Source organism: Pseudocitrobacter sp. CD920760, from assembly GCF_057782505.1.
In genome coordinates this window covers 3,718,209-3,740,402 of sequence record NZ_CM173490.1, presented here as the reverse complement: position 1 = coordinate 3,740,402, position 22,194 = coordinate 3,718,209, and the positions used below count along the sequence as shown (strand labels likewise).

Sequence of the window (22,194 nt, the reverse complement as noted above, 5' to 3'; positions counted from 1 at the left end):
AGATTATATGAGTGCGACTACCTTTACTCGCCAGCATCGTATCCGCTTTTCTGAGTGCGACCCGGCGGGGATTGTGTTCTATCCGCAGTACTTCGTCATGTTCAACGATCTGCTGGAGCAGTGGGTGGATGAACTGCTGCCTGAAGGCTTTGCTGGTTATATCGGCGAGCAGCGTTTCGGCCTGCCGACGGTCCATCTGGAGGCGGATTTCAAAGCCGTAAGCCGAATGGGCGACAAGGTTGTGCTGCAACTGGAAGTGATCCACCTCGGCACCCGTTCGCTGAAACTGGCGCTCAGTTGCACCAGCCTGACGGGCGAGTTGCGAATGCAGGTGACGCAAACGCTGGTCACAACTTCGCTGGAGACCCATCGCGCAATTGATATTCCGGCCGCGCTGCTGGCGGCGCTGCAAGCACCAGGAGAGAGTCAATGAACATTGTCTGTATCGGCGGTGGCCCGGCGGGGCTCTATTTTGGCCTGTTGATGAAATTACAAAATCCGGCTAACCACATCGTAGTGGTGGAGCGTAATCGCCCGTTCGACACGTTCGGCTGGGGCGTGGTGTTCTCTGATGCGACGCTGGAGAACCTGCGACAGGCTGACCCGGTGAGTGCGGAACAAATCACCGCGCAGTTCAGCCGCTGGGATGATATTGAAATCCATTTTAAAGACACGGTGAACCGCAGCGGCGGTCACGGGTTTATCGGTATCGGGCGCAAAAAACTGCTCAATATTTTGCAGGAACGCTGCCAGGCGCTGGGCGTGGAACTGGTGTTCGATACGCTGGTGGAGGATGACCAGGCGCTGGCCGCGCGTTATCAGGCGGATTTAGTGATTGCCTCAGACGGCATTCACAGCCGCGTGCGTACTCGCTATCAGGAGGTTTTCCAGCCGGATATCGATAATCGCCAATGCCGTTTTGTCTGGCTTGGCACGCGCAAAGTATTTGAAGCCTTTACCTTTTTATTTGCCGAATCGCCGCATGGCTGGTTCCAGGTTCATGCCTATCAGTTTGAACCGGGGCTATCGACCTTTATCGTCGAAACCACCGAGGAGACATGGCAGGCCGCCGGTCTGGACACCATGAGTCAGGAAGAGGGCATTGCCTACTGCGAAAAGCTGTTTGCGCCCTGGCTGGACGGACACTCGCTGATGTCGAATGCTTCACACCTGCGCGGCGCGGCGATCTGGATCCGCTTCCCGCGCGTGATTTGCCACCACTGGGTGCACTGGACGCAAAACAAGAAAAAAGAGGTGCCGATTGTTCTGATGGGCGACGCGGCGCACTCGGCGCACTTCTCCATTGGCTCCGGCACCAAGCTGGCGCTGGAAGATGCCATTGAACTTGCGAACAGCCTGAAGCAGCACGATGGCGCGCTGCGTCCGGGGCTGGCGCACTACGAAGCGGTACGCAGCGTTGAAGTGCTGAAGATCCAGAACGCGGCGCGTAACTCCACCGAATGGTTTGAAAATGTCAGTCGCTATGAAAATCTGGCGCCGCCGCAGTTTGCCTATTCGCTGTTGACCCGCTCCCAGCGCATTTCGCACGAGAACCTGCGCCTGCGCGATCCGCAATGGCTGGCGCAGTACGAACAGTGGCTGGCAAAAGAACCGGCAACCCCACCGTTGCTTACGCCGTATCAGGTGCGTGGCGTAACGCTGAATAACCGCGTAGTGGTCTCGCCGGTGTTGCTGTATCAGGCGAACAACGGCGTACCGGGCGCGTTTCACCAGATGCATCTTGGCAGCCGTGCGCTGGGCGGGGCGGGGCTGGTACTGACCGAAACGACCGCCGTCTCGGCAGAGGGCCGCATGACGCCGGGATGTCCGGGGCTGTGGAATGACGAGCAGGCCAGCGCGTGGCGGCAAATTACCGATTTTGTGCATCAACACAGTGCTGCAAAAATCGGCGTTCAGTTAGGCCATGCCGGGCGACGAGGTTCCACGCGCGGCGGTGTCGAAAAAGCCGATTATCCGCTGGTGGAAAACAACTGGCCGCTGATTTCAGCCTCGGCGCTGCCGTATCTCGATGGCGTTTCTCACACGCCCGCAGAAGCCACAGCGCAGCAGCTTCAGGAGATTATCGCCCGGTTTGTCGCGGCGACGCATCGCGCAGTCAGCGCCGGGTTTGACTGGCTGGAGATCCAGGCTGGACACGGTTCGCTGCTCTCCAGTTTTATCTCGCCATTAACCAACCAGCGTACAGACGACTACGGCGGCACGCTGGAAAATCGCCTGCGCTTCCCGCTGGCGGTTTTTCAGGCGGTACGCAGCGCGTGGCCGAGTCATCTGCCGATTTCCGTGCGTCTTTCCACGACCGACTGGGTGGCTGGCGGTACAACCGTTGATGACGCCGTTGTGATGGCGCGGATGTTCCGTGAGGCCGGAGCCGACATGATTACCTGCTCCTCCGGTGAGGTTTCTGTTGAACAGAAGCCGGTTTACGGACGCATGTTCCAGACGCCGATGGCTGACCGCCTGCGTAACGAAGGTGGGATCGCCACGATGGCGGTTGGCGCAATCAGCGATGCCGATCAGGTGAATGGCATCATCGCCTCCGGGCGCGCGGACCTGTGCGCCATCGGCCGCCCGATGCTGGCGGATGCTAACTGGTTACAGCGCGAGTGCGCGCGCTACGGCTGGGCGCAGGTTAACTGGCACCCGGCATATCACTACGGTCAGGACGTTCTGCAACGCGCATTAGCGCCTCAGGGGAAATCATCATGAAACATGAAAACCACCGTGAAAGCATCGCCGGACGCGCAGATGTCGCCGATACCCCGGAGCTGGTGGCCTATTACCGGCAGCTTTCTCAACTGAAAACCGGTGCGCTGTGGACTGTCGCCAACAAGATTGAACCCTGGCAGCCGAAATCATCGTCGGTGCCGGTGCTGTGGCGCTACCGTGAATTGCGCGAACACGTGCTGCGTTCGGTTGAACTGGTGACGCCCGAAAAGGCGGGGCGTCGGGTTATCTATCTGAATAACCCCGGTCGCCAGGACGTAGCGGCCGCCGTGGGCTGGCTTTATTCCGGCTTGCAGGTGATGCATCCCGGTGAAGCGGCGTCGGCCCATGCGCACTCCTCCTCGGCGCTGCGCTTCATCATGGAAGGACGCGGCGCGTACACCATCGTTGAAGGCCACAAGATGCCGCTGGAGGCGAATGACTTTGTGTTGACGCCAAACGGCACGTGGCACGAACACGGCGTAGAGGCCGATGGTCTGCCCTGCATCTGGCAGGACGGGCTGGATATTCCGCTGGTTAATGCCATGGAAGCCGGGTTCTACAAAGTGCACCCGGAGATGCATCAACAGGTGACTGCGCCGGTGGATGACCATGTCGCGCTGTGGGGCGCGGCGGCGCTGCGGCCGCACAATATTGGCTGGGATAAACCTTACTCGCCGCTGTTTAAATATCAGTGGGGGCCTACCTATGACGCGCTGTGCCGCGCCTCTCGCGTGAGTGATGGCACGCCTTATGACGACGTGCTGATGCACTACACCAACCCGGTGACGGGCGGCCACGTGATGCCGACGATTGGCGCGAGTATGCAGCGTCTGCGCCCCGGATTTGTGGGCAGGGCGCACCGCCACACGGGTAGCTTTATGTATCAGGTCGCGAAAGGTCACGGCTACTCGATTATCGACGGGCAACGCTTTGACTGGCAGGAGCGCGACATCTTCTGCGTGCCGTCCTGGGCGTTCCATGAGCACGTGAACCTGTCGCAGAGCGATGACGCCTGCCTGTTCTGCTTTAACGATCTGCCGGTGATGCAGTCACTGGGACTCTATTACGAAGAAGCGCTGTTGGAGAACGACGGCCATCAACCCCTTTTGTCTGAGGAGAACAAATAATGCGTCTGATTACTTACCGTAGTGAAGTGGCCGGAGCGGGCCGTCTGGGTGCCATCGTGGGCGATTATGTGGTTGATCTGGCCAAACTGGCGCAGCATAGCGGGAGTTCTCTCCCGGACAATATGCTCGATTTTATTGACCTCGGCCCGGTCGCGGTGCGTGCGGGGACGTCGCTGCTGAAATCTTATGAGGGCAACTGGCCGGTGGGCAGCGCCTTGCCGCTGGTGAACGTGAAGGTGCTGGCGCCGATCCCGCGTCCGCGTAAAAACATTTTCGGTATTGGCCTGAACTACGTTGAGCATGTCGCGGAATCCAGCCGCACCCTGGACACCTCACGCGAACTGCCAACAGAGCCGGTGATTTTCTCCAAACCGCCGACCTCCATTATCGGCCCTGACGACGCCATTGAGCACAACGCGGAGATCACTCAACAACTGGACTGGGAAGTGGAGCTGGCGGTGATTATCGGCTCTCGCGCCAAACGCGTCAGCGAAGCGCAGGCGTTAAATTATGTTTTCGGCTACAGCCTGATGATCGACATGAGCGCCCGCGACTGTCGCCGCGCCGGACAGTGGATCTACTCCAAAGGACAGGACACGTTCGCGCCGTTTGGCCCGTGCATTGTTACGGCCGATGAGATTGCCGATCCGCACAACCTGAACCTGAGCCTGCGGGTTAACGGCGTCACCAAACAAAGCTCCAATACACGCCATATGCTGTTCAAAATTCCGACGCTGATTGCCGATATCAGCAAAGGCATCACCCTGGAACCGGGCGACATTATCGCGACCGGCACGCCGGAAGGGGTGGGCGCAGGGCGCAGCCCGCAGGAGTGGGTATGGCCGGGTGATGTGATTGACGCGGACGTGGAGCTGATTGGCAGCCTGCGTCATCCGGTTGTCGCGGTCTAAAGGGGGTTAGCATGCTGGAATTGCAAAAATTTACCGCCGCTGCGGTGCAGGCCTCGCCGATATTTCTGGATACTGACGCGACGGTGGATAAAGCGTGCCGCCTGATTGCGCAAGCCGCCGGAAACGGCGCGACGCTGGTCGCCTTCCCGGAGGTGTTTATCGCCGGTTATCCCTACTGGAGCTGGGTGATGAACCCGGTAGAGGGTAGCCCGTGGTTTGAAAAATTGTGCCGCAGCGCGATTGAAGTGCCGGGGCCGGAAATCCGCAAAATTGCTCAGGCCGCCGCGCGTCATCGGGTTAACGTGGTGATCGGTGTCAATGAGCGTCATCCACAAAGTATTGGCACGCTGTTCAACACGCTGGTGACGATTAACGACGAAGGCAAAATTATTGGCCGCCATCGCAAGCTGGTGCCGACCTGGGCGGAGAAACTCACCTGGGCCAACGGTGATGCTTCTTCATTACGGGTGCATAAAACCAGTATCGGCCCGCTGGGCGCGCTGGCCTGCGGTGAGAATACCAATACGCTGGCGCGTTTCTCGCTGCTGGCGCAGGGCGAACTGGTACACGTCGCCAGTTACATCGCGCTGCCTGTCGCGCCGAAAGATTACGACATGGCAGAAGCCATTCGCCTGCGCGCCTCGGCGCACTGTTTTGAAGGCAAAGTGTTCACCGTGATTGCCTGCTCTACGATTAGCGAAGAGATCATTGAGGCGATGGCGCAAAGCCACCCGGAATCGCGCGAACTGCTGGCGCGTCGCAACAGCGCATTTTCCGGCGTGATTGGCCCGGACGGGCGGGTGATTGGCGAGCCGCTGATTGATGAGGAGGGAATTGTCTACGCCGACATCGACCTCAATCGCTGCATTCAGCCGCGCCAGATGCATGACATTACCGGGCATTACAACCGCTTCGATATCTTTGACTTGCAGGTCAATCGCCGGGCGATGAACGCCGTCACCTTCAGCGATAGCCTGGAAAGCAGCCTCGACCTCAATGAATTCAACGACGCGGCCGAGCCGCCTTCGGAGTCACGCTAATGCAGACTGCAAAAACTTACCGAATCGGGCAGATTGTCCCGTCTTCTAACACCACCATGGAGACGGAAATCCCCGCAATCTTGCGCGCCAGAGAAGCGATTGCGGCGGAGCGTTTTACGTTTCATTCCAGCCGGATGCGCATGAAACACGTCACCAAAGAAGAGTTGTCTAATATGGATGCCGACAGCGACCGCTGCGCGCTGGAACTCTCCGACGCCGCGGTGGATGTGCTGGGCTACGCCTGCCTGGTGGCGATCATGAGCATGGGCAAAGGCTATCATCGTATTTCCGAAGAACGCCTGCACAGCCGCACGGTCGAAAATGGTCATCCTTCGCCGGTTATCACCAGTGCGGGCGCGCTGGTGGAAGGGTTACGAGCGGTGGGGGCGAAGCGTGTGTCGATTCTGACGCCGTATATGAAACCGCTGACGCAAATGGTGATCGACTATATTGAAAATGAAGGCATTGAGGTGGTAGACAGCATTTCGCTGGAGATCCCCGATAACCTGGCGGTGGGGCGTCAGGACCCGCTTGCGCCGGTAGAGATAACGAAGCGGCTGAATACCAACGTTGATGCGATTGTGGCCTCAGCGTGCGTTCAGATGCCGTCGCTGGGGTCGATACAGTTGATTGAAGACCGGGTGGGGCTACCGGTACTGTCATCTTCCGTCGCGACAACCTGGATGATGCTTAACCGCCTGCGCCTTGACACCCGCGTGCCGGGGTTTGGATCGCTGCTGTCAGGGCGGTTCTGATAAGGTGGGGAATGTGCTCGCTGATGCCCTCACCCCGGCCCTCTCCCACAGGGAGAGGGAGAAAAACGCACATACTTAACCTCTGGCGCGGTCAGTTCCCTCTCCCTTGAGGGAGAGGGTTAGGGTGAGGGGGAAAAACACGTACCCAAACATCACGGAGCAGCTATGAACTTTATCAACGGTTATTTACCCGCCCTGCTGGGTCAGGCGTGGATGGTGGTCTCGTCCGAATTTCACCCGGTGGTGGAATCACACGGTCTGTCGGTGCTGGAATGGCGCGTACTCTCCGTGCTGGAGGGCAACGGGCCGACCAGCGTGAGCGAACTGGCGTTAAAAACCGTCAGCAAACAACCCACCATCACCCGGTTGCTCCATCGGCTGGAGAAACAACAGCAGGTGGAACGTTGCGAGGTTGATGGCGGCGACCGTCGTTTAAGCCTGGTGAACGTCACCGAGTCAGGACGGAAGCTGGTGGAGGCGCTTAACGGCGAAGCTGCGCGCTTCGAGGCTCAGGTGCTGGAATTGCTGGGCCACGAGCGTAGCCAGGCGCTGAAGGCTACGCTGCAAACCATTATTAGCCAGCATCAGGTTTGATTCACCGTTGCTGCCTGCTTTTTTTGCCGGGTGGCGCTACGCTTACCCGGCCTACAAAAACATCCGTCCGTAGGCCCGGTAAGCGTAGCGCCACCGGGCATGTTTTAGGCCGTTAACCCGCCATCCACCGCTATACACGCGCCGTTCACGTATGATGATTCCGGCCCAGCGATCCAGGCGACCAGATTAGCGACTTCATGCGGTTCGCCAAAACGCTTCATGGGGTTGGCGTTGATTAAGTACTCCGCATGTTCCCCGTCGAGTGGGTTCATATCCGTCGCCACCGGCCCCGGCTGAACATCATTCACCGTAATTTTGCGTTCGCTCAAGTCCCAGGCCAGCCCGCGCACCATACGGGCGACGGCGGCTTTGGTCACGCCGTACACCGTGGAGCCTGGCCCCCGGCCTGCGCTGCTGACGATACTGCCGATCGTGATAATTCGCCCACCGGACTGAAAATGCGGCAACGCCGCCTGCACTGCGACAAACGGCCCGCGCACGTTAATGTTGTAGCTCAGGTCGAAATCCTCCAGCGAAAACGTCGCGATATCGCCCATCCGCAGAACGCCCGCGTTATAGACCAGAATATCCAGCCCGCCCAGCGCCTGAGCCGCCTGGTTTACGGCTTCTGTTAGCTTCGCCGCATCGCCGCTGTCGGCCTGAAACGCCTGCACCGCTTTTCCCTGCTGCCGGTAATTATCTACCTGCTGCTGCACGCGCTCGCCGGACGACACCCAGGTGAAGGCGACGGTTGCGCCTTCATCGCTAAGCCTGCGGACAATCGCTTCGCCAATACCGCGCGAGCCGCCGATAACCAGAGCCTTTTTTCCTGCCAGTGATTGAGTCATTACGCGACACCTTTTGTGAGAGGTTAAAAAATGACCACCTTGCCTCGCTTAATCTCCTCCTCAACGCCCCTGAGCGTCAAGACTGATTTTTCGTCACTGTGTATCACACTGTATCTGGCGTAAATGGAGATACAGAGGCAGGCAAAAAGGGGGCGCGGCGGAATATCCCCGACACATACGGCTGTTTTGATAGTCAGGCGATAGGGCGAAAAGAAATAGTCCCGGCTGGTTAGAATTTACTCACTATAATTCCTTCGCTAACTATCGTTTTTGCTTTTTTATCGATCCTTTATCCATGCCCATGCGCAGGAGTAAAAAATGAATACGTCGGCCCTCCCGGTTCAATTTTTAAAAAACAAAACGGTAAAATCTGCTCTTCTGCTCGCTATGTTGTTGACGCCTGTACTTCCGGTATTGGCAGCTGATAATTACGCCAGCGAGTTCAATAACATCCACCAGATTAACGCCGGTGATGTGAATATCGGCTACGTCGATATTGGCCCGCGTGACGGGCAGCCGGTGATACTGCTGCACGGCTGGCCCTACGATATTCACAGTTACGCAGAGGTGGCTCCGGCCCTCGCCAGCAAAGGCTTTAGGGTGATCGTTCCGCATCTGCGCGGCTATGGCACGACGCGTTTTATCTCTGACACTGCGCCGCGTAACGGCCAGCCGTCGGCAATGGCGGCGGATATTGTGGCGCTGATGGATGCGCTGAACATTAAGCAGGCGGACGTTGCCGGGTTTGACTGGGGGGCGCGCACGGCGGATATCGTCGCCGCACTGTGGCCGGAGCGGGTGAAATCGCTGGTGTCGGTGAGCGGCTATCTGATCAGCAGCCAGAAAATTGGTGAGCAACCGTTGCCGCCGCAGGCAGAGCTGCTGTGGTGGTATCAGTTCTATTTTGCCACCCCGCGTGGCGAAGCGGGTTATGCGAAAAATACCCATGATTTTGCGAAGCTCATTTGGCAACAGGCATCACCAGGCTGGAAGTTTAGCGATAAAACCTTTGCCACCAGCGCCGCCTCGCTGGATAACCCGGACCACGTTGCGGTCACTATCAGCAACTATCGCTGGCGTTTAGGGCTCGAAAAGGGTGAAGCGAAGTACGATAAATACGAGCAAAAACTGGCGACGCTTCCGGCTATCACCGTGCCAACCATCACCATTGAAGGCGGAAACAACGGCGCGCCGCATCCGGACCCTAAAACCTATGCCGCCCGTTTTACCGGAAAGTATGAGCACCGCACGTTTGGCGCGAATGTCGGTCATAACCCGCCACAGGAAGACCCGGTGGCGTTCACTCAGGCGGTGGTCGACGCCGATAAACTGTAACGGAGCCGCGATGGAACATATCGACACGGTGCTGGTGGTCGATGACGACAGCGATATTCGAGAGCTGGTTGTCGACTACCTTAATAGCGCGGGCTATCGCGCGACGGGAGCCGCCAACGGGAAGGCGATGCGGGCATATCTGGCAAACCACCAGGTGGATCTGGTGGTGCTGGACGTCATGATGCCGGGCGATGACGGGCTGACGTTGTGCCGTGAATTGCGCAGCGATCGCTATCAAAATCTGCCGGTGCTGATGCTCACCGCCCGCAGCGACGACGCGGACCGGATCCTCGGCCTTGAGATGGGCGCGGATGATTATCTGGTGAAACCGTTTGTCGCGCGTGAACTGCTGGCGCGGATTAAAGCTATTTTGCGTCGCTATCGGGCTTTGCCGCCGAATTTGCAAATCACCGATGCCGGGCGGCTGATTGCCTTTGGCCGCTGGCAACTGGATACCGCCGCTCGCCATTTGATTGATGATGACGGTCTGGTTGTTGCGCTCAGCGGGGCGGAGTATCGCCTGCTGCGGGTTTTTCTCGATCACCCGCAGCGTGTCCTGAACCGGGACCAGTTATTAAGCCTTACTCAGGGGCGTGATGCGGAGTTATTTGAACGCTCCATCGACCTGCTGGTCAGCCGCTTGCGCCAGCGGCTGAGCGATGACGCGCGCGAGCCCGCTTACATCAAAACCGTGCGCAGCGAAGGCTATGTGCTGGCGATGCCGGTGGAGATTCGTCAGTGAGGTTTTGGCCGAAAACGCTGCTGTATCGGCTGGTACTGCTGGTGCTGGCCGGGCTTTTACTGGCGAACGGCCTGACGCTTTCCCTGCTGCTGTATGAGCGTATGAGCAGCGCACGCACGGTGATGCTCGATAACCTGGGTTATGACGTGGCGACCAGCGTGGCGATTCTTGACCGCCTTCCGGCAGACGAACGCGCCGCGTGGCTTCCCCGGCTGGCGCGAGGCAACTATCACTATCAAACCGATGCCGGCGAGCCGGGCCCCGTACCTGACAGCTGGCGCTCGCGCTCGATTGTGGCGTCGCTTCAGGAGGCGCTCGGCGGGCAATACGCGTTGACGATGAGCGCCATTCCTGGCCCGCGCGAGCATATTCAGGCGCATCTGCGTTTACGTGATGGTTCCCCGCTGACGATAGACCTGCGCCCGCAGTTGCCCGCGCTGGCGCGCTGGCTGCCGGTGGTGCTGGTTATCCAGCCGTTGCTGCTTTTACTCTGCGCCTGGCTGGCGGTACGTCAGGTGATTCGCCCGCTTTCGCGGTTTACCCGCGCGGTGGAAACCTTAGAGCCTGCTGCGACACAGCCGCGAATAATGGACGATCGGGGCCCACGGGAAGTGGCGCAGGCGGCCCGCGCATTTAATGCGATGCAGGCGCGTATCCAGCGTTATTTAAAAGAACGCACGCAAATTCTCGCCGCGATTTCCCACGACCTGCAAACGCCCATCACGCGGATGAAACTGCGCGTGGAGATGAGCGAGGAGCCGATGCTGCGCGATAAGCTCATGCAGGATCTCGAGAATATGACGCGGCTGGTACGCGAGGGCATAGCGTATGCCAGAAGCGCTGAACCCTTGCTGGAGCCCACGCATCGGCTCGATCTCAATGCCTTCCTCGACACCCTCGTTTGCGACTACACGGACACCGGCCAGGCCGTCACCTTCTTGCCTGCCCCAACGATTTCTCCGCTGGAGACCCGACCGCAGGCACTAAGGCGCATCATGACCAATCTGCTTGATAATGCGCTGAAGTACGGCAGTGAAGCGCAGGTTCATCTGCTTTTGCATGATGCGCAGTGGCTGGAAATTCAGGTGCGGGATAACGGCCCCGGTATTGATGAGGCCGAGCAGGATGCGGTGCTACAACCTTTCTACCGTATTGAAAATTCGCGCAATCGCCACACGGGCGGTACCGGGCTGGGGCTGGCGATCGCGGCCCAACTGGCGACGCAGCTTCACGGGCAACTGAGTTTACGCAACCACAGTGAGGGCGGTCTGGTGGTTATCCTGCGTTTGCCGCGTGTTTTGTATCCTTCTGTATCCACTTCCTCCCTCGACAACTAACGAGACAAAACGGCGTTTTGCCGACACACCCCGCACACATCGACGCGGTTAAATCGTCTCACCGCCTGATACCCAGGCAACCTAAAGGTGAGGTGAGATATGGCTATTATCATTGCGTTTGTCGGCGGCATGCTGACGCTGTTAAGCCCCTGTACGCTGCCTGTTATTCCGTTTTTATTTGCCAGCGTGAAAGGGCAGAAACGCCATCTGGCGGCGATGTTAACCGGGATGGTGCTGATGTTTACCCTGGTGTCATCGCTGGTGACCGTGGCCAGTGCCTGGGTGGCTCAGGTCGCCACCGTCGGGCGCTGGCTGGCGTTACTGTTTATGAGCGCGGTCGCGCTTTCGCTGATATTCCCACGCGTGGCGCAGTGGCTGGCGAAGCCGGTGGTGCGGCTGGGCAATCAGGTGAACGATCAAAGCAACCATAATCGCGGGCTCGTTGCCGCGCTGCTGGCCGGATTTGCCACCGGCCTGCTGTGGGCCCCCTGCGCCGGGCCGGTGCTGGGGGCCATTCTCAGCCTGAGTTTGCTTCAGGGGAGCAGCGTTTCCAGCAGCGTATTGCTGGCAGCCTACGGGAGCGGCTGCGCGGCGATGCTGGCCCTGTTGTGGTTTGGCGGTAAACGGGTGATGCACTGGCTGCGGGCAAAAACGGCGGTGGTGGAACGTCTGCGCCAGGGCGCGGGTGTCGCAATGCTGGCGTCGGTGGCGCTGATTGCCACCTGTACCACCAGCGTGCTTCAGGGGGCCAGTGCGTTTTCGCAACAGCTGGAACAGCGTCTGGTGGGCTTGCTGCCTGAACAATCCGTACATTTGCAGCCGGTTGTTGATACCACACCCAGCAGTCAGCTCCCGCCACTGACGGGCGGAACGGCGTGGATCAATAGCGCGCCGCTGTCAGCCGATTCGCTGAAAGGGAAGGTGGTACTGGTCGATTTCTGGACCTTTGACTGCATCAACTGCCAGCACACGTTGCCTCACGTTCGCGAATGGTCGCAGAAATACCCAGGCCTGACGGTAGTCGGCGTACATACGCCTGAATATCCCCATGAGAAACCAGTGGATGCGGTAACGTCAGCGGTGAAAAAATGGCGGTTGAGCTACCCTGTGGTGTTGGATAATAACTACCGCATCTGGAATGCGTTCGGCAACCAGTACTGGCCCGCACACTACCTGTTTGATGCGCGCGGGCAGCTGCGGTATACCTTCTTTGGTGAAGGGAATTATGCCGAGCAGGAAGCAGCGATTAAGACGTTGTTACAGGAAAGCCATGCCTGATAGCGCACCTCACAATGCCCGATGGCGCTTCTCTTATCGGGCCTACCTGCATCGTGGCCGTAGGTCGGGTAAGGCGCAGCCGCCACCCGACAATTAGGCCGCACAATACCCGATGGAAACGCCGAACCGTAGGCCGGATAAGGCGCAGCCGCATCCGGCGATTTCGCTGCTTAGGCTACTGAAAATAGTGGCGAAACGGCGGAAACATCCGCTGCCGTTTCGTCGCTCTTCTCTTAATTGAAGGCGACCTTAATCGGCTGTTCAGACAGTTTTTGGCAGGCCTTCAGCGTATGGCTCTTCGCAAAATAGAACATGAATTTATCGCTCTTTGGATGATGCATTAAGGTATCGCCGTTACTGAATTTGAAATATTCCGTACCGTTATGTACCTCATGTCCTGAGCCCACGTAATAATGTCCCTTCCACAACTCGGAGATGTGACCAAAGGCATGCAGCGTGATTTCGATTAGCCCACGCGAGGGGCATTTCAGCTTCAGTGCTGTCGAGTTGAAATTAAGCGCCAGAGCAGGGGAGGTCAGTGTCGTCAGTGCAGCAATAAAAAACAATTTTTTCATAGGATTATGTAGGACTTTTCTTATACGGGACGGGCTTTTTACCGTAACGGAAAGTTTACAAAGTTGATATCAGTCAACTAAAACGAGGTTTTGATTTCATTACGGGGAGTTTTTCTTTTTTTTGCGATCTGTGTCGGGGGCAATGAAGGGCAGCGCTCCGCAGAGCGCTGTACATTAGGCGCGAATATCGGCGTATTCCGGGGTGGTATCAAATTCGTGTTTAGCGAAGGGGCACAGCGGAATAATTTTGCGATTCTCGTTACGCATTTTTTCCACCACTTTTGCCACCAGTTTCTTGCCGACGCCCTGACCCTTCAGGCTTGGGTCTACATCGGTATGCTCAATAATACTGAGGTGCTCGCCGGTGGGAACGAAAACCACTTCGGCCAGTTGATTACCGTCAGCATCGTTAACGTAAAAACGGTTGTTACCTTCCAGAATTTCCATTTTTTTCTCGCTATGGGTTATTTGGTACGGTATTTCAGCGCGCCGCTCGGGCAGGTATCGATGACCTGTTGCACCACGGTGCTCTCTACATTATCGGGCATAATCCACGGTTTGCGCTTCAAATTGAAGAGCTTGCTGTTGCCACGCACGCAGTTGCCCGAGTGCTGGCACAGGGTGGTGTTAAAATAGACGTCGATCTTTTCACCGGTGTAGACCCGGTATCCGGCGTCGAGAAGTTCTTTATCCATGACATTGCCTCAATTCAAATAAGAGTACTGGCTGTGCTAATCATAGCCTGTCATGGCATGCGGAGGGAAAGGAATTACTGATTGATAGGGGATGAGTTGCTAACAAATATTGCAGAGCAGTTGCAGCTTTTTAAGAATTATTCTCAACTCTGTCATATTGCCCTATCGCAACTTTAACGCGGCCCACGCTTCGGTGGAAAAGCAGACAGAAGAGAGAATCTCAAGGGTGCGGTTTTTATTGTTATTAATGTAGTAAGTCGCATTAAGCGTTGGCGTAAGAACATCACCTTTGTTAATGCTGAAGGCCGATTTGATTTTAGTAATGGTTTTAATTTTGCCGCACTGGGTGACCACTGAAAAAATATCCTGTTTTTCAGTTTTTGAGATGTCAATGACCTGCCATTCCATGCATATATCCCCAGATAATTTGTGTGTTCGTATATTAGCACAGCCCACCAGGGCAAGAGCCTAAACATACGGTAAATGAGTGTGAGAAACTAGATTTGTCACGCTATAAATAGTGATCGGGCTCACCAATTGTAATATTCAAAAAAACCATGTAAAAACAAAGAATACATCAGGGTTTAAATTTCTATAGATATCAAAAGGTTACCATTTAATTCCATTGGTTGCAAATTATTACCATGAATATTTCATTTTCTTAATGTTGCGCTAATACAAGCGAACTATCCTGAATCTTTCATCCCCAATAAAGAATGTTGCATGTTATGCCATGCACCGTGGGGCATCGTTTCGGGCTACGTCAGCGAGTGTTCAAAATGGATGATTTTTTACCGTTTTCCCGTCCTTCCATGGGGGATGAGGAGTTTCAGGCGATAAAAGCCGTCTTACAGTCAGGCTGGATAACGACCGGGCCACAAAATCAGGCGCTTGAAGAGGCATTCTGCACGCTAACGGGCAATCGATTTGCCATCGCCGTCAGTTCGGCCACCGCCGGAATGCACGTCACCCTGATGGCGCTTGGGGTAGGGCCGGGTGATGAAGTTATTACTCCGTCGCTGACCTGGGTTTCCACGCTCAATATGATTGAGTTGCTGGGCGCTACGCCGGTGATGATCGACGTCGATCGCGACACGCTAATGGTGACGCCAGAGGCCATTGAAGCCGCGATTACCCCGCGAACCAAAGCGATTGTGCCGGTGCATTATGCAGGCGCGCCGGTGGATATCGACACCGTTTATGCCGTGGCGCATCGCCACGGTATTGCGGTTATCGAAGATGCGGCTCATGCCGCAGGTACGTTCTATAAAGGCCAGCACGTGGGCGGGAAGGGCACGGCTATTTTCTCGTTTCACGCCATTAAAAACATGACCTGCGCCGAGGGCGGGCTGGTTGTCACCGATGACGAAAACCTTGCCCGGCAGATCCGCAGCCTGAAATTTCATGGCCTGGGCGTGGATGCATTCGACCGACAAACCCACGGCCGCGCCCCGCAGGCGGAAGTACTTTCGCCCGGTTACAAATATAACCTCGCCGATATCAACGCGGCGCTGGCTTTAGTGCAACTGGCGAAATTACCGCAGGCCAATCAAAAGCGTCGCGACATCGCGCAACGTTATTTACGCGAGCTTGCCGATACGCCCTTTCAGCCGCTTGCCCTTCCGGGCTGGCCGCATCAGCATGCCTGGCACCTGTTTATTATCCGCGTTGACGAAAACCACTGCGGTATCAGCCGTGACGCATTAATGGAACAGCTAAAAGCGAGGGGCATCGGCACCGGGCTGCATTTCCGCGCGGCACACACGCAAAAATATTATCGCGAGCGTTACCCCAATCTCGCGCTGCCCAATACCGAGTGGAACAGCGCGCGTATTTGCTCCCTTCCTCTTTTCCCGGATATGACTCATGACGACACAACCCGCGTTATTGCGGCACTCCATCAACTGGCAGGACGTTGAGATGTTTGATGTTACGCAGATAAAAAAAGTGTCGGTGGTGATTCCGGTCTACAACGAGCAGGAGAGTTTGCCTGAGTTAATTCGCCGTACTGATGCGGCCTGCGCCTTACTGCATCGCGACTATGAAATCCTGCTGGTGGACGACGGCAGTAGCGATAACTCTGCCCGCATGCTGTGCGACGCGGCGGAAATGCCGGGCAGCCATGTGGTGGCGGTCCTGCTTAACCGTAACTATGGGCAGCACTCCGCCATTATGGCCGGTTTCAGTCATGTGACGGGCGATCTGATTATCACGCTGGATGCGGATTTGCAAAACCCACCGGAAGAGATCCCCCGGCTGGTCGAAAAAGCCGACGAGGGCTATGACGTGGTCGGTACGGTGCGGCAAAACCGCCAGGACACGCTGTTTCGCAAAACGGCGTCGAAGATGATTAACCGCCTGATCCAGCGTACCACCGGCAAAGCGATGGGCGACTACGGTTGCATGCTGCGCGCCTATCGCCGCCATATTGTCGATGCGATGCTCAACTGTCACGAGCGCAGTACCTTTATTCCCATTCTGGCGAACACCTTTGCCCGGCGAGCGATTGAGATCCCGGTGCATCATGCCGAGCGCGAGTTTGGCGATTCAAAATACAGCTTTATGCGGCTTATCAACCTGATGTACGACCTGGTGACCTGCCTGACGACGACGCCGCTGCGCCTGTTGAGCGTCGTGGGCAGCGTGATTGCGCTACTGGGATTCGGCTTCTCGGTGCTGCTTGTGCTGCTGCGCCTGATGTTTGGCCCGCAGTGGGCGGCGGAAGGGGTCTTTATGCTCTTTGCCGTGCTGTTCATGTTTATCGGCGCACAGTTTGTCGGCATGGGGCTGTTGGGTGAGTACATTGGCCGAATTTACAACGATGTCCGCGCACGCCCTCGTTACTTTATTCAACGCGTTATACGTCAGCCTGAAACGGCAGCAGAAGAGGAAAATCAGCAATGAAAGCAGTGGTTTTTGCCTATCACGATATGGGATGTACGGGTGTTCAGGCGTTGCTTGACGCGGGGTATGACATCGCGGCGATTTTTACTCACCCGGATAATGCGCAGGAGAATCACTTTTTTGGCTCCGTGGCGCGACTGGCGGCGGAGCAGGGGATTGCGGTCTATGCGCCCGATGATGTGAATCATCCGCTGTGGATTGACCGTATTCGCGCGATGGCCCCGGAGGTCATTTTCTCCTTCTATTATCGTCACCTGCTGAGTGATGCCATCCTCAGCCTTGCGCCTAAAGGCGGGTTTAACCTGCATGGTTCGTTGCTGCCCAAATACCGTGGACGTGCGCCGTTAAACTGGGTGCTGGTCAATGGGGAGCAAGAGACCGGCGTCACGCTGCATCGCATGGTGAAACGCGCGGATGCGGGGGATATTGTCGCGCAACAGAAAGTGATTATCGCCGAAAACGATAACGCGCTGAGTCTGCATCGCAAACTGTGCGCAGCTTCGCAGACGCTGTTGCATGATGCGCTGGTACAAATCCGCGAAAACCGAACCCATGAGCGTAAGCAGGATGAAAATCAGGCCACTTACGTCGGTCGCCGCACGCCGGAAGATGGGCGTCTGGAGTGGGAAAAAACCGCGTACGCGCTACATAACCTGGTTCGCGCCGTCTCCGATCCCTGGCCTGGGGCGTTCAGCTTTGTTGGGCAAACTAAATTTATTGTCTGGAAATCACGCGTCCACCCGCAAGCCGTGACCGCACGCGCGGGCACCGTACTCTCGGTCTCGCCGTTGATTGTCGCCTGCGGCGAAGGGGCGCTGGAGATCCAAACCGGGCAGACTGAGAAGGGCGTCTACATGCAGGGCGCGCAACTGGCCCAGTCGCTGGGGCTGGTGACGGGCGCATTGCTGAACAGTAAGCCGGTAGTGGCGTTGAAACGCCGTACACGTGTGCTGATTCTTGGCGTGAACGGGTTTATCGGTAATCACCTTACCGAACGCTTGCTGAAGGACGATCGCTACGAAATTTACGGCCTGGATATTGGTTCTGACGCCATCGGTCGTTTTATGGATTGCCCGCGTTTTCACTTTGTTGAGGGCGATATCAGCATCCACTCAGAATGGATTGAGTACCACATTAAAAAATGTGATGTGGTGTTACCGCTGGTGGCGATTGCCACGCCGATTGAGTATACCCGCAACCCGCTGCGCGTCTTTGAACTTGATTTTGAAGAGAATCTCAAGATTGTGCGCGACTGTGTGAAGTACAACAAACGCATCGTCTTCCCGTCAACGTCGGAAGTGTACGGCATGTGTACGGATAAAGATTTCGACGAAGATAACTCTAATCTGGTGGTGGGGCCTATCAACCGCCAGCGCTGGATTTACTCGGTTTCCAAGCAACTGCTCGACCGTGTTATCTGGGCTTACGGCGAAAAATCGGGGCTGAAATTCACTCTGTTCCGCCCGTTCAACTGGATGGGGCCGCGCCTTGATAACCTGAATGCCGCCCGTATCGGCAGTTCGCGCGCCATCACGCAGTTGATCCTGAATCTGGTGGAAGGATCGCCCATTAAACTGATCGAAGGCGGCAGCCAGAAACGCTGCTTTACTGATATCAGCGATGGTATTGAGGCGCTCTACCGGATTATCGAAAACGAAGATAACCGCTGCGATGGGCAAATCATCAACATCGGTAATCCCGATAACGAAGCCAGTATCAAAGAGCTGGCGGAGATGCTGCTTGACTGTTTTGAGCGTCACCCGCTGCGTCAGCACTTCCCGCCGTTCGCCGGATTCCGTGATGTGGAAAGCAGCGATTACTACGGTAAAGGCTATCAGGATGTTGAACACCGTAAACCGAGCATTCGTAACGCCCGACGCTGCCTGAACTGGCAACCGGGCATTGCGATGCAACAAACGGTGGAGGAGACGCTGGACTTCTTCCTGCGCACCGTCGAATTAGGTGGTGATGAACCATCATGAAAAAAGTCGGCTTACGCATCGATGTCGATACCTTCAGAGGAACCCGTTATGGGGTTCCTCAACTGCTTTCTGTGCTTGCGCGACACGGCGTGCGGGCCAGCTTCTTTTTTAGCGTCGGGCCTGACAACATGGGCAGGCACCTCTGGCGGTTGATAAAACCTCAGTTCTTATGGAAGATGCTGCGCTCGCGCGCGGCCTCGCTGTATGGCTGGGATATTTTATTGGCGGGCACTGCCTGGCCCGGACGTGAGATTGGTGCGGGTAATGAAGCAATAATTCGAGAGGCAGCGGCTTTTCACGAAGTGGGGCTACACGCGTGGGATCATCATGCATGGCAAGCCAGAAGCGGGCGTTGGGACAACAAAACGCTGGTTCATGAGATTGGGCGCGGGTTAGTCGAACTGGAGCGTATTCTCGGGGCTGCGGTGTCGTGCTCGGCAGTGGCGGGTTGGCGAGCCGATAGCCGCGTTGTGACGGCCAAAGAGCCGTTTAATTTCCTCTATAACAGCGACTGCCGTGGCCATCGTCCTTTCCGTCCACGACTTGAAAATGGCACGCTCGGAACGGTGCAGATCCCGGTAACGCTTCCCACCTGGGATGAAGTGGTTGGCCGCGAAGTGAGTGCAGAAGCGTTCAACAATTATCTGATTAAACGTATTCGTCAGGATAAAGGCGTGCCGGTTTACACCATTCATGCCGAAGTGGAAGGCATTGCGTTCGCCGCGCAGTTTGATGCGTTACTCACCCTGGCGCGTGAAAACGATATTCACTTTTGCCCCCTGAGCCAGCTTCTGCCTGATGACATTAGCAGGCTGCCCGTGGGAAGCATAGAACGTGGTGAAATTGCTGGCCGGGAAGGCTGGTTGGGTGTGGAACATATTAGGGAATCGTCGCGATGAAGCCTCGTTTTTATGCCGCGCTACTGGCGTGTTTGTATGCGCTTTACTATCTCATTCCGCTAAATGGCCGATTGCTCTGGCAGCCAGATGAAACACGCTACGCGGAAATTAGCCGCGAGATGCTGGCGTCCGGTAACTGGGCGGTACCGCATTTTCTGGGATTACGTTATTTCGAAAAGCCGGTCGCCGGATACTGGATCAATAACATCGGTCAATGGTTGTTCGGGCATAACAACTTTGCCGTTCGCTTTGGCGGCGTATTGTCGATCACCCTGACCGGATTATTAGTTGCCTGGATGGCCTGGATGCTGTGGCGCGATAAACGCGTTGCAATCCTTTCCACGGTTATCTTCCTGACGATGTTCCTGGTCTATGGCATCGGCACCTACGCGGTGCTGGACCCAATGATCACCCTGTGGCTGGTGCTGGGCATGTGTGGCTTCTGGTACGGGGCGAACGCGCGTATTCGTGCGGAAAAAATCGGTGGCTATCTGCTGCTGGGTTTTGCCTGTGGGATGGGCGTGATGACCAAAGGATTTCTTGCGCTGGCGGTACCGGTTTTAGGCGTGCTTCCTTGGGTTATTGCGGAAAAACGCTGGCGGGAAGTGCTGACCTGGGGTTGGCTCTCTATCGCAGTTTGCATATTAACGGTACTGCCCTGGGGGTTAACCATTGCCTCTCGCGAGCCGGATTTCTGGCGCTATTTCTTCTGGGTGGAGCATATCCAGCGTTTCGCGCGCAGCGATGCCCAGCATAAAGCGCCATTCTGGTATTACGTGCCATTTGTTATCGCCGGGTGTTTGCCGTGGCTGGCGTTGCTGCCGGGCGCGCTGAAGCAGGGGTGGCGAGGGCGTAAAACCGAGAAAGGGCTTTTTTATCTGTTGGGCTGGGTAGTGATGCCGTTTCTGTTTTTCAGCATCGCCAAAGGAAAACTCCCCACCTACATTTTGCCTTGCTTCGCACCGCTGGCGATTTTGATGGCGCGTTATGTCCGTGACGCCACGCCATTGGTTATGCGGGCTAACGGCATCATCAACCTGGCGGTTGGTGTCTGCGGCGCGCTTGCGGCGTTTCTTGTCTCTCCCTGGGGATGGATGAAACATCCCATCTGGCCCTACATTGAGCTTTATAAAAGCATGCTGGCGCTGGTGGCGTTTGGTTTTTGGGCATTGATGGGATGGATGTCATTGAAAAATGGGCGACAGGGAACACTGCTGGCCGCCTGTTGTCCGCTGCTGCTGGCTCTGCTGTGCGGTTACGCGATTCCTGACCGGGTTGTTGCCAGCAAGCAGCCGCAGTTTATGATTGATATTCTGAGCGAAGATCTGCAACCCAGCCGCTATGTGTTAACCAATAACGTCGGGCTGGCGGCAGGATTAGCCTGGGAGCTGAAACGCGCGGATATTCTGCTTTATGGCGGAAGAGGCGAGTTGCGCTATGGGCTTGGCTATCCGGATGCTAAAGATCGTTTTATCCCTCGTGAAGCGTTCAATGACTGGCTGGCGGCGCATCGCCAGCAGGGGAGGATATCTCTGGTGTTGCAGGTCAACAGTGGGCAAACCGTGGAGGATTTCGACCTGCCTAAAGCGGATAACGTCTACGTAATGCCACGCATTATTTATCTGGAGTATTTCCCGCAGTGACAACGGTCGTTCTGCTGTTACTGGCAAGCCTGTTGAGCAGTGCCGGGCAGTTGTGTCAGAAACAGGCTGCACATTCCGCAGGCAAAAAACTGCGGCTGCTGTGGCTGGCGCTTGCCGTCGGAATGCTCGGCGCAGGGATGCTGTTCTGGCTTGTTGTGCTGCAACACGTGCCGGTGAGCCTGGCATATCCCATGTTAAGCCTGAACTTTGTCTGGGTGACGCTCGCCGCAAAATTTATCTGGCGCGAAACGGTGACCACGCGGCACTGGACAGGCATTGCGTTGATTATTCTGGGTATTCTGTTGCTGGGAGGGAAGGCGTGATGGGCGTTATCTGGGCATTATTGAGCGTGGTTATCGTCAGCGCATCCCAGCTGGCGCTGCGCTATGCCATGGTACAACTGCCGCCTGTGGCGTCCCTGCGGCTGTTTTGCAACCATCTTCTGACACTCCAGCCAGGAACGTTGCCGCTGGTGGCTGGGCTGGCGGGGTATCTGGTATCAATGATCTGCTGGTTTTTAGCTTTGCAGCGGCTGCCCCTTTCCCGTGCCTATGCGCTGATGAGCCTGAGCTATGTGCTGGTCTGGGGCGCAGCGATAGTGTTACCCGGCTGGCATGAAACCTTCTCATGGCTCTCCTTTGCCGGGGTGATGAGTTTGTTTGCCGGTGTGTTGTTAATATTTTCCCCCGGCCCCAGGGCGTGACCCAGGTTACCGGGTAAGCCGGTAGGCCTGATAAGCGCAGCGCCATCAGGCATTGTGCAGGTGAATTGCCGGGAGGCGGCTACGCCTTGCCCGGCCTAC

At 56.6% G+C, this 22,194-nt stretch carries 23 protein-coding genes; 18 read left to right on the top strand and 5 right to left on the bottom strand.

Going from position 1 to position 22,194, the window contains the following annotated elements; all coding sequences use genetic code 11:
* The first annotated feature begins 7 nt into the window (after nt 1–7).
* From AC1MKH_RS17525 to AC1MKH_RS17495, 7 genes are all read left to right on the top strand, one after another.
* Nucleotides 8–433 (top strand): acyl-CoA thioesterase, encoded by a 426-nt coding sequence (locus tag AC1MKH_RS17525; protein WP_276219619.1) that lies wholly within the window; start codon nt 8–10, stop codon nt 431–433.
* On the top strand, nt 430–2,727 hold the full coding sequence (locus AC1MKH_RS17520; protein ID WP_276219620.1) for a bifunctional salicylyl-CoA 5-hydroxylase/oxidoreductase: 2,298 nt from the start codon (nt 430–432) through the stop codon (nt 2,725–2,727). Before AC1MKH_RS17525 ends, AC1MKH_RS17520 begins: the two co-directional genes overlap by 4 nt.
* A complete protein-coding gene (locus AC1MKH_RS17515) occupies nt 2,724–3,854 on the top strand; it encodes a cupin domain-containing protein (protein ID WP_276219622.1) in 1,131 nt (376 codons plus the stop codon). Before AC1MKH_RS17520 ends, AC1MKH_RS17515 begins: the two co-directional genes overlap by 4 nt.
* A complete protein-coding gene (locus AC1MKH_RS17510) occupies nt 3,854–4,765 on the top strand; it encodes a fumarylacetoacetate hydrolase family protein (protein ID WP_276219624.1) in 912 nt (303 codons plus the stop codon). The genes AC1MKH_RS17515 and AC1MKH_RS17510 overlap by 1 nt, the downstream gene beginning before the upstream one ends.
* Before the next feature lie 11 nt (nt 4,766–4,776).
* A complete protein-coding gene (locus AC1MKH_RS17505) occupies nt 4,777–5,805 on the top strand; it encodes a carbon-nitrogen hydrolase family protein (RefSeq protein ID WP_276219626.1) in 1,029 nt (342 codons plus the stop codon).
* Entirely contained in the window at nt 5,805–6,560 is a 756-nt protein-coding gene (locus tag AC1MKH_RS17500; RefSeq protein WP_276219628.1) for a maleate cis-trans isomerase family protein, read from the top strand. The genes AC1MKH_RS17505 and AC1MKH_RS17500 overlap by 1 nt, the downstream gene beginning before the upstream one ends.
* Before the next feature lie 165 nt (nt 6,561–6,725).
* The gene (locus AC1MKH_RS17495) at nt 6,726–7,154 is read left to right on the top strand and encodes a MarR family winged helix-turn-helix transcriptional regulator (protein WP_276219630.1); all 429 of its coding nucleotides are present in this window, start codon (nt 6,726–6,728) and stop codon (nt 7,152–7,154) included.
* Nucleotides 7,155–7,258: 104 nt separating this feature from the next.
* On the opposite strand, the gene AC1MKH_RS17490 is transcribed toward AC1MKH_RS17495, so the two are convergent.
* Complete coding sequence (locus tag AC1MKH_RS17490) at nt 7,259–8,002, bottom strand: SDR family NAD(P)-dependent oxidoreductase (RefSeq protein ID WP_276219631.1); 744 nt, start codon at nt 8,000–8,002, stop codon at nt 7,259–7,261.
* 318 nt (nt 8,003–8,320) lie between these two features.
* Here AC1MKH_RS17490 and AC1MKH_RS17485 point away from each other — a divergent pair, with 318 nt between their 5' ends.
* The 4 genes from AC1MKH_RS17485 to AC1MKH_RS17470 all read left to right on the top strand — a co-directional run bounded on the left by AC1MKH_RS17485 (nt 8,321) and on the right by AC1MKH_RS17470 (nt 12,694).
* Nucleotides 8,321–9,337 carry an alpha/beta fold hydrolase gene (locus tag AC1MKH_RS17485; protein WP_442961894.1) on the top strand — a complete coding sequence of 339 codons (1,017 nt, stop codon included), beginning with the start codon at nt 8,321–8,323 and terminating at the stop codon, nt 9,335–9,337.
* Between the two features lie 10 nt (nt 9,338–9,347).
* A complete protein-coding gene (locus tag AC1MKH_RS17480; RefSeq protein WP_276219633.1) occupies nt 9,348–10,079 on the top strand; it encodes a response regulator in 732 nt (243 codons plus the stop codon).
* Nucleotides 10,076–11,416 (top strand): ATP-binding protein, encoded by a 1,341-nt coding sequence (locus tag AC1MKH_RS17475; RefSeq protein ID WP_276219636.1) that lies wholly within the window; start codon nt 10,076–10,078, stop codon nt 11,414–11,416. The genes AC1MKH_RS17480 and AC1MKH_RS17475 overlap by 4 nt, the downstream gene beginning before the upstream one ends.
* 99 nt (nt 11,417–11,515) lie before the next feature.
* On the top strand, nt 11,516–12,694 hold the full coding sequence (locus AC1MKH_RS17470) for a cytochrome c biogenesis protein DipZ (RefSeq protein WP_276219638.1): 1,179 nt from the start codon (nt 11,516–11,518) through the stop codon (nt 12,692–12,694).
* 233 nt (nt 12,695–12,927) lie between these two features.
* Here AC1MKH_RS17470 and AC1MKH_RS17465 read toward each other — a convergent pair whose 3' ends face one another.
* The 4 genes from AC1MKH_RS17465 to AC1MKH_RS17450 form a co-directional block, all read right to left on the bottom strand.
* Entirely contained in the window at nt 12,928–13,269 is a 342-nt protein-coding gene (locus AC1MKH_RS17465; protein ID WP_276219640.1) for a hypothetical protein, read from the bottom strand.
* 174 nt (nt 13,270–13,443) lie between these two features.
* A complete protein-coding gene (locus AC1MKH_RS17460) occupies nt 13,444–13,716 on the bottom strand; it encodes a GNAT family N-acetyltransferase (protein WP_015963562.1) in 273 nt (90 codons plus the stop codon).
* A 17-nt stretch (nt 13,717–13,733) separates the two neighbouring features.
* A complete protein-coding gene (yjdI, locus tag AC1MKH_RS17455) occupies nt 13,734–13,964 on the bottom strand; it encodes a 4Fe-4S mono-cluster protein YjdI (RefSeq protein WP_015963563.1) in 231 nt (76 codons plus the stop codon).
* Between the two features lie 162 nt (nt 13,965–14,126).
* Nucleotides 14,127–14,372 (bottom strand): histidine kinase, encoded by a 246-nt coding sequence (locus AC1MKH_RS17450; RefSeq protein ID WP_276219644.1) that lies wholly within the window; start codon nt 14,370–14,372, stop codon nt 14,127–14,129.
* A gap of 371 nt (nt 14,373–14,743) precedes the next feature.
* On the opposite strand from AC1MKH_RS17450, the gene arnB reads away from it, so the two are divergent.
* Genes arnB through arnF form a run of 7 tightly spaced genes read left to right on the top strand, consistent with a single transcriptional unit; the run spans nt 14,744 to nt 22,095 of the window.
* The gene (gene arnB / locus AC1MKH_RS17445; protein WP_276219647.1) at nt 14,744–15,883 is read left to right on the top strand and encodes a UDP-4-amino-4-deoxy-L-arabinose aminotransferase; all 1,140 of its coding nucleotides are present in this window, start codon (nt 14,744–14,746) and stop codon (nt 15,881–15,883) included.
* A 1-nt stretch (nt 15,884) separates the two neighbouring features.
* Nucleotides 15,885–16,868: an undecaprenyl-phosphate 4-deoxy-4-formamido-L-arabinose transferase gene (gene arnC, locus AC1MKH_RS17440; protein ID WP_276219854.1), complete on the top strand. Its 984-nt coding sequence runs from the start codon at nt 15,885–15,887 to the stop codon at nt 16,866–16,868.
* The gene (gene arnA, locus AC1MKH_RS17435; protein ID WP_276219649.1) at nt 16,865–18,850 is read left to right on the top strand and encodes a bifunctional UDP-4-amino-4-deoxy-L-arabinose formyltransferase/UDP-glucuronic acid oxidase ArnA; all 1,986 of its coding nucleotides are present in this window, start codon (nt 16,865–16,867) and stop codon (nt 18,848–18,850) included. Before arnC ends, arnA begins: the two co-directional genes overlap by 4 nt.
* The gene (arnD, locus tag AC1MKH_RS17430) at nt 18,847–19,749 is read left to right on the top strand and encodes a 4-deoxy-4-formamido-L-arabinose-phosphoundecaprenol deformylase (protein ID WP_276219651.1); all 903 of its coding nucleotides are present in this window, start codon (nt 18,847–18,849) and stop codon (nt 19,747–19,749) included. The genes arnA and arnD overlap by 4 nt, the downstream gene beginning before the upstream one ends.
* Entirely contained in the window at nt 19,746–21,392 is a 1,647-nt protein-coding gene (arnT, locus tag AC1MKH_RS17425; protein WP_276219653.1) for a lipid IV(A) 4-amino-4-deoxy-L-arabinosyltransferase, read from the top strand. The genes arnD and arnT overlap by 4 nt, the downstream gene beginning before the upstream one ends.
* Nucleotides 21,389–21,715, top strand: a complete 327-nt coding sequence (arnE, locus tag AC1MKH_RS17420) for a 4-amino-4-deoxy-L-arabinose-phosphoundecaprenol flippase subunit ArnE (RefSeq protein WP_276219655.1) — start codon at nt 21,389–21,391, stop codon at nt 21,713–21,715. The genes arnT and arnE overlap by 4 nt, the downstream gene beginning before the upstream one ends.
* Nucleotides 21,715–22,095 (top strand): 4-amino-4-deoxy-L-arabinose-phosphoundecaprenol flippase subunit ArnF, encoded by a 381-nt coding sequence (arnF, locus tag AC1MKH_RS17415; RefSeq protein ID WP_276219657.1) that lies wholly within the window; start codon nt 21,715–21,717, stop codon nt 22,093–22,095. Before arnE ends, arnF begins: the two co-directional genes overlap by 1 nt.
* The last annotated feature ends 99 nt before the right edge of the window (nt 22,096–22,194 follow it).